Source organism: Phaeobacter sp. SYSU ZJ3003 (genome assembly GCF_041300735.1).
GTDB classification, from domain to species: domain Bacteria; phylum Pseudomonadota; class Alphaproteobacteria; order Rhodobacterales; family Rhodobacteraceae; genus Phycobacter; species Phycobacter gallaeciensis_A.
In genome coordinates this window covers 42,558-56,389 of record NZ_PXNU01000040.1, presented here as the reverse complement: position 1 = coordinate 56,389, position 13,832 = coordinate 42,558, and the positions used below count along the sequence as shown (strand labels likewise).

Here is a 13,832-nt window from a genome sequence, read left to right as displayed (position 1 = left end):
TCCGCCCGCCTCGTCAGGTTCAATTTATCACTGAAACAGAGGCGACAACTATCCTGACTGAGGGGGGAGCAAGGCGGTCGGCAAGACCACGAAGACCGTGGTCACGCGGTCGCAATCCATCGGCAAAAACCCCTTCGAGGGCCGAAGCCAATCTACACGGACCGAAGAGAGCTCTCTGCTCCCCGAAGACGAGGCGCGCCGCCTGCCACTCGACGAGATCGTCATGGTGATCGATGCGCAAATGCCGGTCCGGGCAAAACGGATCCAGTATTTCGACGACCGCCTGTTCAAGGCCATCCATGCGGCGCAGACAGGCGAGTTGCCATTTCCAGAGCCGGGGGGAGGGGGGCCGCAAGGCACGCTGCCGCTGAGCATGCGCGCCATGCCGATGACACCGCCACTGGACGGGTCTGGCGGATCCGAGGCCGACGTTGAGGCCGAACGCCAGGCTGCTGATGGCCAATCGTCAGGGAAAACTGATGTCGCTCCAAAGAAAACTTCGCCGGTCGTTCAAGCCGTTATCGCCAAGGAACAGCGACAGATTGAAATGGATTTTGGGGGGGAAGTGGCTGCTCTTGGTTCGGTGAAAGATGCGGATGTCGAGCAGGTACGAACGGCCGTACATGATTTGGGCGAGTTGGAGACAGCCCTAACACAGGGGCTCTAACTTGATGGGTTGTCGCATCCAGAAGTTGATGCAGTAAGAGGTGGTCACCAGCCGCGTTCTAGAAGTCTGAGATTTCGCTCTCTATCAGGTTTGACCCTTTGCAAGGGTAACCTCCATATCTTGTTGCTCCTCCCTTATGTTACTCCAGATAAAGTGTTACATCTGGAAAAGCCTGTTTTCGGGAATCGAGATGTGAATAAGAAAGTTACAACCAGCCAGCGAATTGGCGAAATCGGGGAGAAGGCGGCTAATCTTCAATTCTTGCGAATTGGGTTCCAATTCGATGGGCGTTCGCGGTTGGAAGCAGGGATAGACGGCATCGCTGAGGTGATGGACGATGATCAGCCGACTGCGAAGATGATTGCCGTTCAGGTCAAGGCTACTGAGCGTGGCAGCTATGTCGGCGAGACGAACGCCGGTTTCACCTATCGTGTCCGCGCTTCAGATTTCGACTATTGGCGTGGCTCCAACCTACCCGTCATCCTAGTTCTCTACAGGCAATTAGATGACACATTCTTCTGGAAGTCGCTCGAAAACCTCGTTGGCGAGGCCGAACGCACATTGCAGTTCGACAAGGAGCGCGACGTCTTGGACGGACGTGCGAAGGATCGCCTCGCTGCCCTGACCGTCGCCAAGCAAGGACACGGTTACTACGTCCCGCCACTCGGGGGAGGGGAGGACGCGATCATCAACATGGTGCCATTGCAGCTTCCTGGGGAAATCTTCGTCGCACAGACACAGCTCTCCACCCAGAAGGCGCTCGCCCGGATGAATAAGGTCCGGGAAGGCCAACGGTACGATTGGATGATCGATGAAACCTCGCTTTGGACATTCTGCGACCCGCTAACCACACCCGTTCGCGACCTAGTTGAGCGGGATCAGGTCGAACGGATCGAAACCGACTTTCTGGCACAACACGACGCCGTAGATCAGCAGCACAAATTTGCGGGCCTGTTGCGACATACTCTGGCGCATGACTTTCGGGATTTGCTTGGATGGGACCGAAAGAAAAAGCAGTTCTACTTCTTGCCGACACCTGGAGGCGTCGCGCGCAAGTTTCGCTATCTTGGTGCGAAGCAGAAGACACAGGCCGACGTTGTCAGCGTCTATCAGAAGTCGAAGGGGGAGGGGCCCATCGACTATGTGCGGCACCATTCATTCCATCCCCGGTTCGAGCGCTTGGCGGACCAATGGTACCTGATCATCAACCCATCCTACTACTTCACTTCGGATGGAGCGCGCGCGCTCAACTATCCGGATGCCTTGTTGTCCGGGAAGAAGCGCCTCGACACAAACAGCACCGTTCGAGGCCAGGTGATCATGTGGCATCGATTGCTGTCAGGTCTGGAATTTGAAGATGCCGGCGAACTGCTGGCACCCGACACCAAGACGGATCGTATCATCAAGTTTGGTGACCCGCCTTCCATCGAACTGCCGAAGAGTGTGCCCGAGGACGTGTGGGGCGCGAAGGCGCAAAAGTCGAGGAAGCCGTCCGGCTCGAATGAACAAGGCAGCTTCGACCTATGAGCGACTTCAAGACAAAGATCTTCCCGGAGCCTGAACTGGAATTTGGTGACCAACACCATCATCCTGATCCACGATTGGGGTTGCTACAGGCGGGCCCGTTGCAAACGAACCTGGGGGACACGATCAAAGTCGGCGTTGTTGGCAGCGCTCTGACCGTCGAAAAATCAGGCGAGTTTCTGAATGCGATCGAAGATGGGTTCGAGGGTAAGACCGAAAAGCACCCGAACCTGCACCCGGATTTCCCCGGGTTGAGAAACCAGAACCCCTATCGGTGCCGGTTTGAAATGGTGGCTGCCGAAGATGGAGTACTGACCAAAGGTCAGATCGAGAAGATTGCTAAGGAACCGAGCGATGCGCGTGCTGTGGAGATGGCCGTCGACGCAGTTATGGCGCAACTGGAAAAGCTGGAGGCGCATCATGAACGGCCGGACGTGGTCATGGTTTCTCTCCCTGTCAAGTTGATCGAACGGGTCTGGAGAAACGAGCGGGCGCGCGATGACGAAGTTATAGAGGACGAAGCGGCCGACGCGAAAGCTGGCAGAGAAACCTCTCCGAACTTCCGTGGCTTGCTCAAGGCCAGAGCGATGGACCTCAGATTCTCAATTCAGATTGTTTGGGAGGATGTCATCAACCCCGATGCCAAGATCCCTCGCAAAATCAAGGAGAACTCTGACCGCCAAACCCAAGACCGAGCTGACCTCGCATGGAACCTTATGACGACGCTCTACTATAAGGGCAGCGGCAAGGTGCCCTGGCGCAGATTGCCGGAAGAAGGCGAGTTCACCGCCTGTTACATTGGCATCAGCTTTTTCAAGGATGCCGAAACCGACGAGATATGGACCAGTGCTGCGCAAATGTTCGACGAGCGGGGCAGAGGGTTCATTCTTAGAGGCGGTCCTGCACAGTCAGAGTCGCGGGGTCGCCACCCGTTCCTCACTATCGATGAGGCTCACAAGCTTACCGAGAGCGCCTTGGCCGCCTACAAATCGGTCCATAGAACGATGCCGGCACGCGTGATCGTCATGAAGACGTCGCGCTTTCGCGAGGACGAGGCCGAGGGTGTTGGCAAGGCGCTCGACGAGGCAGGTGTGGAACTGCGCGATCTCGTTTGGATTCATGAGAGCTATTCAGTCAAGGTGCTGCGCGACGGCGACTTCCCTGTCCTCCGCGGCACCTTCGTTGAACTGGACGGCAATGGGCTGCTCTATACCAACGGCAGCATTCCCTACTATGGGACCTATCCTGGCCTCTATGTCCCGAACCCCCTGTTGCTCTGTCCACACCCGCAAAGCGAGAGCACAATCGAACAGATTGCGAAGGAAGTTTTCAGCCTCACGAAGGTGAACTGGAACTCGACCCAGATGAACCAACGCTTGCCGATTCCGATCCGAGCAGCCCGTAAGGTTGGTGACGTATTGAAATACGTTCCCTCGGGGCAAAAGGTCAGCAGTGACTATCGGAAGTACATTTAGAGCCTCTTGGGCCTTCGGGAATTTGCAGAAACCGATTTGAAAAAATAGAACGCTAGGGAATTCGGATGAAGATTGACACACTTTTTATACGGAACTTCCGATGCTTCGGCGCAGAGGCTGAAACTCTCAGGTTTGAGAACGGGGTTACGGCATTGGTTGGCGGAAACGGAGCCGGAAAAACGGCGGCGCTTCAGGCGTTAGCACGGCTTTTTGGTGTCTCAAGTGCAGAAAGACAGATCCAGACACGCGATTTTCATCTTAGGCCTGACCAAACCGAGCTCGATCCTGGAGCGACGTTGTCGATCGAGTGTATCCTGTCCTTCCCAGAATTAGACGGTCTTGACGAGGCGGCGGCGGCCGACGCCGTGCCGGATTTTTTCAACCATATGGCAGCAAACGGCCCTGGAGAACCGCTTAAAGCGCGCATGCGCCTGCAGGCAGTCTGGACGGATGACGGAACGCCCGATGGTACGGTGGAAGAGGACGTTCGCTGGATTGGTACGCTCGGTGATGACTACGATTGGGATGAGTGCCAAAGGGTCGCCGCCGTTGATCGTGGCACCATCCAACTTGTTTATGTGCCGGCGACCCGTAATCCGGCGGATCGTGTCACTGATTTGCTTAAGGGGCGTTTGTGGCGGGCTGCGAAATGGTCGGATCGCCTGTCCAAGACGACCGAGCGCGGAGCCAAGCTCATCCAGAAGCGTTTTGAGCGCGAAGCACCCGCAGAATTCATCGTCGAGCGGCTTACGAAGCGCTGGCGGCAGGTCCACGAAGCCGACACAGAGACGACGCCAGTGCTCAGACTTGTGGAAAGTCGGCTCGAGGAACTGGTCAGGCGAGTCGAATTTGCATTCCATCCCGATGAGGCCGGTCGCGAGCGGGCGCTTGTCGACCTAAGCGACGGTCAACGCTCTCTGTTTCATATAGCTCTAACTGCGGCGACGCTTGAAACCGAAAAAGATGCTCTGCGACTGGCCGCTGCCGATAGCCCGTTCGATCAGGAAAAGCTGCGGCGTGCTCATCTTACGATTCTGGCCATCGAAGAACCGGAAAACAGCCTGTCGCCGTTCTTCCTCTCTCGCATTATGAACCAAGCGCGCGACATCGGAGCGCTCAGCTCGGCGCAAGTACTGATCTCTAGCCACAGCGCTAGCATTTTGAGCCGTATCAAGCCGGACGAGGTGCGCTACTTCCGGCTCGATACGACCAGCAGGGCCTCATCGGTGAAATCTTTGACGCTACCTGACGATGCGACCGAGGCGGGTAAGTATGTCCGGCTCGCCGTGCGGGCGTATCCGGAGCTCTACTTCGCGCGGTTCGTCATCCTCGGCGAGGGGGACTCCGAACGAATTGTGTTGCCTCTGCTCGCGGAGGCGATGGGCGTCCCTCTTGATCCTTCTTTCGTGCCTGTTGTGCCGCTCGGCGGTCGCCATGTCGATCACTTTTGGCGGCTTCTTGACGCGCTGAAGATACCGCATGCAACGCTGATTGATCTCGACCTGGGGCGCTCACATGGCGGTGCGAACACGATAAGAACGACCGTCGGATCGCTCGCCGAAATTGGAAACGATCTCAGCAACAACTTGGATGTGATGATGGAAGTAGTCGAGCTCGCCAACCTTCCTGCCCTGTCCGACGAAGAGATGACTGATGGATTTGCCGAAAACAACTGGATGCAGGCGCTGAAAGACGAAGGTGTTTTTTTCTCCGATCCACTCGATCTGGACTTCGCGATGCTCGCGGCATTTCCAGACGCCTATAAGGAGCTCGATCCGGGCGCGCACGGTCCTGACGACAGTGAAGAGGCCTTGGAGCGCAAGAAAGCCGCCACTCTCAAAAAGGGCGGGAACGCTGGTCTCTACGATCCTGAGTGGGATGATTGCTTTATCTGGTATCCATACCTGTTCTTGAGCCGAAGCAAGCCTGAAACGCATCTGGCCGCGATTAATCGCATTCCGAAGGCAGATCTTGCCGCAAACGCTCCGCCTGAACTGTGCGCGCTGGTTCAACATGTCAAAATGAAGCTCGGTCTCGAGAACGGCGCAGATTGATGTTGGTGCTTCCCGATGATTGGAGGCCTCAGGGCGTCGACGATCTCGAGCCGGGCGCGTGGCAAGCGCTGCGCGAAACGGACCGAAGCGTATGCGTTACCGCCGGCGCAGGCGCGGGCAAGACAGAATTCCTAGCGCAAAAAGCAGCATACCTCCTGCAAACTGGCATCTGTCTGCCGCCCAAATGCATCCTGGCCATCAGCTTTAAAAGGGATGCTGCACAGACGCTCAAGGCGCGCGTAGGCAAGCGTTGTCCGCCCGATCAGGCGCGCCGTTTTCACTCGCTTACCTTCGATGCGTTCACCAAAAATATGTTAGACCGCTTTCGGGCCGCGATCCCTCAACCCTTTGGGCCGCCCCGCAACTATGAAATTGGGTTTCCGCGGCGCGATGATTTGGAGGACTTCCTCACCCGGAGCGGTCGGCGTGACATCGGCTGGCAAAAATTCGAAAAGGCGATCGCACGCGCGCCGCTTCCGTTCGATGCGGAGGGAATACCACCGGCTTGGCGCGAGCTACTTCATACTTATTGGCAGGAGCAATTGGAGCGTCCAACCGGTACGTTGCTCTCGTTTGCCATGATTAACAGACTTGTCGATTATTTGCTGCGCGAGAACCCCGCGATACGGCGTGCCCTGCAGCTCACCTATCCCTTCGTTTTCCTCGATGAATTCCAAGATACGACATATGCACAATATGATCTGGTGAAGAGTGCTTTTCATGGCAGTGATGCCGTTTTCACAGCCGTCGGCGACGACAAGCAACGCATTATGGGCTGGGCCGGGGCGATGGACAACGCCTTTCAGGAATTTGCTTCTGACTTCAATGCAGTGAACGGAGCGCTACGCTTTAACTGGCGGTCTCATGCGGATCTGGTCGCCATTCAACAGGTGATTGCGGAGCGCATCGATCCAAACGTAGAAGACGTTGAAGCCAGGGGGCAGCGCGCCGTCGACGGTCAGGTCGCTGCGCTTTGGCGTTTCGATACACGCGAGCAGGAAGCACAGCAAATCGCGGCTTGGATCGATAGAGAAATTGAGCACGGAATTCTGGAGCCGCATGATTGCGCCATTCTCGTGCGTATGCGCGCCGACGATGTTGAAGCCGAACTGACGGACGTATTTGCAGCGCAAGGCCTGAAGATCAGAAACTTGGCGCGTAGTGTTGGTGGAATTGCGATTCAGGAACTACTTGCCGAAGAACTGACAGGTATCTTTATACCGCTCTTGAGGCTCGGTACTGGTGAACGTAGCCCGGGTGCCTGGAACGCCACTCAAGAACAGCTGCAAGCGCTATTCGCCGTCGATACTGGCGATGAACGAGCCCAGGAGCGGCTGCAGCGAAGTATTGAAGAATTCTCCTCCACTTTGCGTGCGGCTATGCGCGATAACGAACAGAATGGCGAGAGCGCGGCAAATGTGTTTCAGATCGCCCTTGAATTTGTCGGTGCCGATCGGCTGCGCCAGGCTTTTCCCGCCTATAGACGGGACGCGGACTTCGAACGGGTACGGACAGGGTTCATCACGCTGTTTTGCGAATGCGCCGAAGCTGTGGACGCTTGGTCAGACGCTCTCGATCGCTTCGAAGGCATAGGCCAGGTGCCACTTATGACGATCCACAAAAGCAAGGGTCTTGAGTTTCACACAATGATCTTCTTCGGTCTCGATGCACAGACTTGGTGGAGCCTTTCACCCGGACGGGATGAAGAGCTGAATTCCTTCTTTGTCGCCTTCACGCGTGCCATGCAAAGGGCCTTCTTCGCTTATTGCAGTGAGCGCGGACAAGCGATCGGATGGCTTGAAAACATGTTGCTGCCGGCCGGTCTGGAGCGGGTCGACGGGCTCCTGCACCTTGCGGTTGGAGATGAATAGCAAGTTTAGTTTCAACCACGCTTAGTGGCCCGTTGGTGCACACGGGGGTATGATCCCGGCTCAGAAGAAGGTGATCTCCCGCAGACCTTGAAATGCACCTTCTCTAAACGCGCCCGTTTTATGCAGCCGAGGGAAATCTGGAAGCCTGTCTAGCTCGACTAACGGAAGCAAAATGTCAGCGCTGAACCATGGCATTTTCGCGGACCTGCTTTCATCATACATCTTCGAAAGTGCCCTTCCGACCGCATAGGCTCCGGCCAAGTCAATTTTGGAAACGCGTGTTCTATTTCTGGGCAGCAGGCTCCCAGTTGTCGATTTACCGCCGACATTGAAATAGATCAGGTCATGGCCCCACCCGAGGCGTATGATATGTGTCCGGCCGGACCGTTGGATTGAAACTCCCGGATATAGGTCTCTGACCCAAACCTTATGTTCATCGCACCAGTCGAGGGCTTCCTTCAGCATCGCTACGCCGCCGAGGTCTTTCTTCCAGATCGGACATAGGTGCTGAAACCCGGCGAATTTGACCCGCTTCTGACTTCTGATGTCATTGGCAATGAAAGCGCCTTCGCGCGTGACCTTCGGAGACCACATTTGTTCCTCGAGCGTGGCTGCGTCCTCCAAACCTATGTGTAAGTCATGAATCGCAACTTTGGTATCCGCGGAAATGGTTCTGTGTCGTGCTTCAAGCAGTGTGATGGGCGGTATCGGTTTCCTCGGGTATTGGTCGAGGATCGAAGGCCCGTTGGGTCGAACGATATCGTCAGAAACATCAACTGGTCTGTCCGTTTTCAAGTCGTGGTCGACCAGCCAGCGGTACGGTGTCCCGAGGTCCATAGGATCATCATTCATGAGCGAAAGATGTGGCAGACCTTTTTTGAGGAACGCCATGATCTCGCGCGTATCCTGACGTTCCGCCCCCATGAGCCGTCCGTGAAAGGATTGGCGGTCTGACTTGCTTTCACGGGCTTTCAGTGTGTTTTCGATGCGCTCTCGTTCGATATCGCTTAGCTGGCGCCGCATGTACGCAATCGAAACATCTACGTCCCCATAGTCGTCAAGCTCCTCGAGCGCGCTGCCGAACAGCTTCAATGTGATACGTTGCAGGCGGTTCGGATCGCTGTTGATGACCTTGGCCCGAGCAAGCAGTTCAGAAATGATGGTCTGAACCTTATCGCGCCCGATACGCTTTCGCTTGGGTTCCAGTGCCAGGCGAGTTCCGTTTGGGGTTAGCTGCCAGCAAAACAAGCCTTCAAGTATGTCGGCAGGCTCCAAGTACCCAGCCTCGGCCATCTGGCGCAAGACGCGGTTGGCATGATGCGCATCGCAGTCCAGAACACGTATTGCCTCTTCAAGCCCGACAGATCTTCCATTCACTGCTGAGCGCAGGACTGCTTGAACCCGCTCTAGTGGTACCGTTTTTACTGGTGAATGTTTATGGGGCCTGCGTTCATCCATGGCTCGGTAGCCTTGCAAAACAAAGCTTCATCACCTCCGCCCGAGCCTTCCCAGACGTGCAAGTTGCGCCAGCATCTGGGATCCGGCCCCCGGTGACCCTGTGCCGCTTGCCTGACCTGTCTGTCCCATGCCTTGCCGCACTGGCATCTGCTGCACACCAAAGAACTGCCGCGCTCTAAGGGCGGCAAATTCCGCACCACTTGCGCCACCGATTAAGTAGCGGTTGTAGGCTTGCTGGCTGCCCATGGCGGCGCGGGCGAAGCTGTAACCGCCGCCGAGACCACCTGAGAGGGCGGGCATCATGATGTTTCCGGAGATCGCGCGAACGATGAACGGCGTGGCGATAATGAAGCCCTTCGCCATGAGGACCATCATGAAGAAGGGGATGAGCGCGCCGATGTTTGAGGCCCCTTCCGGGTCGCCAAGCTCGCCGATGAGTGCGGAGGAGACACCCGTGATTGTCGCGAACACGCCGGCCACGACGATGGGGTAGAGCGCGAAGGAAACCAGTGCCGACAGCCAGCGCGCGAAATAGTCCTTGGTGACCTCGAAGAGGGTCAGAAAAATCATCACCGGTGCGATCCCGATCAGAAGTGCGATCATCAGGCGGGAGGCCACGAGGATGAAGGCGGCCAGCCCGCCGAGGATCGAGAGCAAGAGGACCCCGACAATGTCGAGCATGGCCCCTGCCATCCAGTTCAGCTCGGACCCGGCGGCGTTGAGATAGTCCCCTAGTTCCGCGATCAGCCGATCGAATTCTTCTGCAAAGGTGCCAGAGGGACCCGGGGTTCCGCCACCGACCGAGGCGACAAGCGCCCCCGCAATGCTGTCGATGCCGGCCAGGATGGCGGAGGAGAGGGCGTTGAACTGCACCCAGTTGGTCGCGAATATCCCGATGAGCCCGATCTTGACCGCGAGCCAGAAGGCCATGCGCCCGTCCATCGCCTTGTACTGGTAGATCATGTTCAGGAAGACGAGGATCACCACCAGAGTTGTTCCCAGCACCAGAAGCGTGCCGACTGTCGCCGCGACGGACCCGAACTGGGTTTCTGCGGCGGTGTCGAGATAGCCCTGGGAGGTTTCAACGAAATAGGTGACGACGCTCATGACGGGGCTGCCTTACCAATTGCCCGCGGCTTCGCAGATGGCCTTGGCGGCAGGGCGGGCAGCGTTTGCGCGGCGGTTGTAGGCGTCCGAGGCTTGCAGCATCTCCCATCGTTCGTCACTCGCGTACCTTTCCCGAAACACCGCCTCGGCAGCGTCCCAAGAGGGGAACCGGATTTCACAATCGCAGTTGCCAGTCTCGACGATGCGCTCGAGGTTTTGGGCGCGGTAGATGTCCTGAACCAGAACCCGCTGATAGGCTTGGCGCAATGGTATGTTTTGCATCCATTCGGACTCCAGCGGTCTGTCCGGGCAAACATCAAAACTGCGCTCAAGGCTCGGGACCAGGTTGCGCTCGGCCAAGGAGGATGACGCCGCCAGTACCAGAGCAAGAGTGACGAAAGTGATATCGATCCCGCAACGTATCATCAGACCGCGCCGCCAGCTGTCGTTTCCCGCTTCAGGAAGACAGTGTGTCCCACGTTGGCGAATTCCGAAGAGCTGATCGACACCACCTCCCAACCTTCTGCCCCTTTGGCATTAAGGCTGGCCTGCATGTCAGCGAGGCTGGTCTTACGAGTCATGGGAAAGCTGAGGATATCATATTCAAAGGTCTTCATTGGGAAGCTCCGATCTCATTGGCGCCGGGGAGGTAGAATTCGGTGATGCCGCGTTTGCCGTCATTCCGACCGGCTTGGATGATCACATCGATGGAGTTCTCGATGTACTGGATCATGTCAGCATAGGTCATTGGGATCTCGGTCTTGAGCGCCGCGATTGCGAGGCGCTGCACGGCAAGTTGCGGGGTTTCGGCGTGCAGCGTGGTCATTGACCCGCCATGACCGGTGTTTATCGCCTCGAGGAAGGTCATGGCCTCCTTGCCGCGCACTTCGCCGAGGATGATGCGGTCCGGGCGCATGCGCAGCGTCGCGGTCAGAAGCACATCGGCGGTTTGGAATTCCGCGTCGCGGTTGGCGATGAGGGTCACGGCATTGGGCTGGGTCGGCAGAAGCTCGGCCGCTTCCTCAATGGTGACGATGCGTTCTTCTGTTGGCACGTGCGAGAGGATCTTGCGCGCGGCGACGGTCTTGCCGGTGGACGTGCCGCCCGAGACGATCATGTTGAGCTTGTTGTCGACACAGAAGGCAAGTGCATCATCGATGGCGCCCGCGGCCACCACTTCGCGCAGTTCGCGGGTTTTCTCGTGGCGAAGTTCTTCCAGTTTGCGTTCCTTGCCATAGAGGAAATCGAGGGTGATCCCGTCGAGCGGCAGGCTTGAGAAGAACCGAAGGCTGATCGACATGGCTGAGAGCACGGCTGGCGGGGTGATGACCTGCGCCCGGATCGGGCGGCCCTTGTAGGTGATCGAGACGGAGACGATGGGGCGGTCCTTGCTCATCGTAGTGTTGGCGGAGGAAGCGATCTGGTTGCCGAGGTCCTTCACTTCGGTTGCGGTCAGCGTCTGATCCAGCTTCCGCATGAAATGGTCGCCCTGGAACTCACCCCAACAGGTCCCGTCGGGGTTGATGCAGATCTCGATGACATCGTCGCGAGCGGCGGCGTCGATCCGGTCGAGCGAGGTTTCGAGATAGCTCAGCGACATGGGCTCAGAATATCTCCAGATCGCGGTCGACCATGACCGTGACGCGGGCGCCCTGGTCGACATAGATGACGGGGCCGATTGAGAGATAGTCGCCGATGACGCTGTCCGTCGCATCTGCCAGATCATCGCCCACGTCTTCGAGAACGTCGGCGGCAGTCTCATCCTGGACCTCGGATGCGGCGGCACTTGGTGCGGCGGAAATCAGCGAGATCAGGGCTGCGGACCCGAAACGCTCGGCAAAGCGCGTGTCCACGAATCCGGTGACGCCAGAACGGCCCAGTTCATCACCTCCGAAGGAGCTGATCTGGACGGTCTGGCCCGCGGGCAGGATGATCCGGTCCCAGGCGATCGTGACGCGGCGCTGCGCGATATCGACGCCAGCGCGATAGCGCCCGATGAGACGCGATCCGCGGGGGATCAAGAGGCGCACGCCATCGACGCTGTAGACATCCTCGGACACCACGGCACGGGTCTGGCCGGGCAGGGAGCTGTCGAGGGCAGTTTCCATGACGGCCTGGATCATGGTGCCCTGGATGATGGTGTTGGAGGGATTGGCGATCACCTCGGCCTGCGTCACCGTCGAGGGCAGCGCCCCGTTCAGCACGAAATCCGTCACCTCGCCAAAAGTGCGTTCGGTCAGAGCCGTTTCATTCGCACCGGAGGCACCGCCAAACGCGATGGTGGGCGAGGCGATGCGCCGCTCCTGGAAGGCGCGTTCCTCCGCGGCCCGGCGCTCCAGCTCGGCCATGCGCCGGGCTTCTTCCTCGCGGCGCAGTCGCTCTTGCTCGCGTTCGCGCAGCTCATCTTCCGTGGGGCCCACTGGCGCGGGTTGCGGTCGGCTGGCCTCGAGTTGGGCCAGTTCCAGATCCATGCGGAGTTGCTCAAGGCTGCGATCCCGCGCCGTCAGTTCGTCCTGAAATCGTTGCTGTGCGGCTTCCGAGGCGGCTTGTAGCGCAGCGATCTGGGCGGTCAGCGCGTCGATCGCCTCTGCGGCGGCGGTGTCTTCCTCGACGACCGGTTCAGGGGCGTTGCGCAACTCCTCGATCTGGGCCTGCAGGGCGGTGATCTGCGCCAGAAGCTCGGCATTGGGCTCAGCGGGGTCTGGTCCGACGAACACAACCTCGGGCTCGGGCGGGGGCAAGGTCTCGATGGTGCCAAAGCCGTCCCCCTCGTTTTGGAAGACGTCCGGGGTGGCCGTCGGCAAGGCTTCCTCTTCGTCGGGCTGTGAGAGGAGATAAAGCAGGACACCACCCGCGCCGATGACGAGGACCACGATCAGCGCGAGAAGGGGCGACCGGCGCTGCGCCGCCGTGGGGGCGCGGGCACTGCCTTTCTCCAGGGCGGCGAGGCGCCTTTCCAGCTCGGTGTTCTCGGTATCGCTCATGAGGCCACCTCCGCGGGCGGGATCGCCTCGATGCAGACCACCTCTTCGCCAAGTCGCAGGACCCATTGGCGGTTCACGCCGCTGACGCGGATCACGCCGTCCTCAGGGGTTTGCGTGTTGACCGTGCGTTCACGGCCGCCCGCGTAGCGGAAGATCGCTGGCACAGGTGCGTTTCTCGGAAAGGCGAAATACGTGAACGTCCCGTCATCCCAGATGCGGGTTGGCGTGAACTCGGTCCGCGCGCTGGCACCGTAATTGTAGTTCGGCGCTTGGGCCGCGATGGCCCGGGTCGGGCGCGCAGCGTCGTCTGGATAGCGGAACTGCACGACGTAGAAGGTCGGGCTTCGGACCTCTTCGACGTTGAAATAGTAGCTGCGCCTGTTCGTGTAGACGGTCACATTGGTATGGACGCCGCGCGCAACGGGCTTGATTGCGAAGGCCTGCCCCCCCGGCACGCCATCGATCTCAAACCCTTCCGTGTCGCCCGCGATGATCGAGCGGATGCTTTCGCCCTTGCCGAACTCGATGGTGGTCACATGGGTGAGCGACACGCTGAGACGGTAGACCTGACCCTCCTGGTAGGTGGCCAAGCGCACCCGGCTGTCGTTGGGACCGCCGCGCGGGATGGCTTCGGCAGAGGCGAGGCCGGGCAACAGGGCAATGACAAAAATAAGCGATCTTATAAACAACAA

General features: G+C 58.4%; 11 protein-coding genes and 1 pseudogene. 5 read left to right on the top strand and 7 right to left on the bottom strand.

The window, feature by feature from the left end; all coding sequences use genetic code 11:
• Positions 1-67: 67 nt before the first annotated feature.
• From C6W91_RS15225 to C6W91_RS15205, 5 genes and pseudogenes are all read left to right on the top strand, one after another.
• A pseudogene (locus C6W91_RS15225) lies at positions 68-667 on the top strand (type IV secretory system conjugative DNA transfer family protein); the annotation flags it as partial.
• A 192-nt stretch (positions 668-859) separates the two neighbouring features.
• Positions 860-2,194: a DUF4365 domain-containing protein gene (locus tag C6W91_RS15220; protein WP_370571030.1), complete on the top strand. Its 1,335-nt coding sequence runs from the start codon at positions 860-862 to the stop codon at positions 2,192-2,194.
• Positions 2,191-3,666: a hypothetical protein gene (locus C6W91_RS15215; RefSeq protein ID WP_066010375.1), complete on the top strand. Its 1,476-nt coding sequence runs from the start codon at positions 2,191-2,193 to the stop codon at positions 3,664-3,666. Before C6W91_RS15220 ends, C6W91_RS15215 begins: the two co-directional genes overlap by 4 nt.
• Before the next feature lie 65 nt (positions 3,667-3,731).
• Positions 3,732-5,720 (top strand): ATP-dependent endonuclease, encoded by a 1,989-nt coding sequence (locus C6W91_RS15210; RefSeq protein ID WP_370571029.1) that lies wholly within the window; start codon positions 3,732-3,734, stop codon positions 5,718-5,720.
• Positions 5,720-7,591 (top strand): UvrD-helicase domain-containing protein, encoded by a 1,872-nt coding sequence (locus C6W91_RS15205; RefSeq protein ID WP_370571028.1) that lies wholly within the window; start codon positions 5,720-5,722, stop codon positions 7,589-7,591. Before C6W91_RS15210 ends, C6W91_RS15205 begins: the two co-directional genes overlap by 1 nt.
• Before the next feature lie 60 nt (positions 7,592-7,651).
• On the opposite strand, the gene C6W91_RS15200 is transcribed toward C6W91_RS15205, so the two are convergent.
• The 7 genes from C6W91_RS15200 to C6W91_RS15170 form a co-directional block, all read right to left on the bottom strand.
• On the bottom strand, positions 7,652-9,049 hold the full coding sequence (locus tag C6W91_RS15200) for a hypothetical protein (RefSeq protein WP_370571027.1): 1,398 nt from the start codon (positions 9,047-9,049) through the stop codon (positions 7,652-7,654).
• Positions 9,050-9,079: 30 nt separating this feature from the next.
• Positions 9,080-10,156, bottom strand: coding sequence for a type IV secretion system protein (locus C6W91_RS15195; RefSeq protein WP_108887240.1), 1,077 nt, complete (start codon positions 10,154-10,156; stop codon positions 9,080-9,082).
• Between the two features lie 12 nt (positions 10,157-10,168).
• Positions 10,169-10,438: a hypothetical protein gene (locus C6W91_RS15190; RefSeq protein WP_370571026.1), complete on the bottom strand. Its 270-nt coding sequence runs from the start codon at positions 10,436-10,438 to the stop codon at positions 10,169-10,171.
• Positions 10,439-10,581: 143 nt separating this feature from the next.
• On the bottom strand, positions 10,582-10,773 hold the full coding sequence (locus tag C6W91_RS15185) for a DUF4177 domain-containing protein (protein WP_089963179.1): 192 nt from the start codon (positions 10,771-10,773) through the stop codon (positions 10,582-10,584).
• Entirely contained in the window at positions 10,770-11,756 is a 987-nt protein-coding gene (locus tag C6W91_RS15180; protein WP_370571025.1) for an ATPase, T2SS/T4P/T4SS family, read from the bottom strand. The genes C6W91_RS15185 and C6W91_RS15180 overlap by 4 nt, the downstream gene beginning before the upstream one ends.
• 4 nt (positions 11,757-11,760) lie before the next feature.
• Complete coding sequence (locus C6W91_RS15175; RefSeq protein ID WP_370571024.1) at positions 11,761-13,140, bottom strand: TrbI/VirB10 family protein; 1,380 nt, start codon at positions 13,138-13,140, stop codon at positions 11,761-11,763.
• A complete protein-coding gene (locus C6W91_RS15170; protein WP_040701727.1) occupies positions 13,137-13,832 on the bottom strand; it encodes a TrbG/VirB9 family P-type conjugative transfer protein in 696 nt (231 codons plus the stop codon). Before C6W91_RS15170 ends, C6W91_RS15175 begins: the two co-directional genes overlap by 4 nt.

Coding starts and splice junctions, on each gene's coding strand:
- C6W91_RS15215 (WP_066010375.1), top strand. CDS start 2,191: ATGAGCGACTTCAAGACAAAGATCTTCCCGGAGCCTGAACTGGAATTT.
- C6W91_RS15210 (WP_370571029.1), top strand. CDS start 3,732: ATGAAGATTGACACACTTTTTATACGGAACTTCCGATGCTTCGGCGCA.
- C6W91_RS15205 (WP_370571028.1), top strand. CDS start 5,720: ATGTTGGTGCTTCCCGATGATTGGAGGCCTCAGGGCGTCGACGATCTC.
- C6W91_RS15200 (WP_370571027.1), bottom strand. CDS start 9,049: ATGGATGAACGCAGGCCCCATAAACATTCACCAGTAAAAACGGTACCA.
- C6W91_RS15195 (WP_108887240.1), bottom strand. CDS start 10,156: ATGAGCGTCGTCACCTATTTCGTTGAAACCTCCCAGGGCTATCTCGAC.
- C6W91_RS15190 (WP_370571026.1), bottom strand. CDS start 10,438: ATGCAAAACATACCATTGCGCCAAGCCTATCAGCGGGTTCTGGTTCAG.
- C6W91_RS15185 (WP_089963179.1), bottom strand. CDS start 10,773: ATGAAGACCTTTGAATATGATATCCTCAGCTTTCCCATGACTCGTAAG.
- C6W91_RS15180 (WP_370571025.1), bottom strand. CDS start 11,756: ATGTCGCTGAGCTATCTCGAAACCTCGCTCGACCGGATCGACGCCGCC.
- C6W91_RS15175 (WP_370571024.1), bottom strand. CDS start 13,140: ATGAGCGATACCGAGAACACCGAGCTGGAAAGGCGCCTCGCCGCCCTG.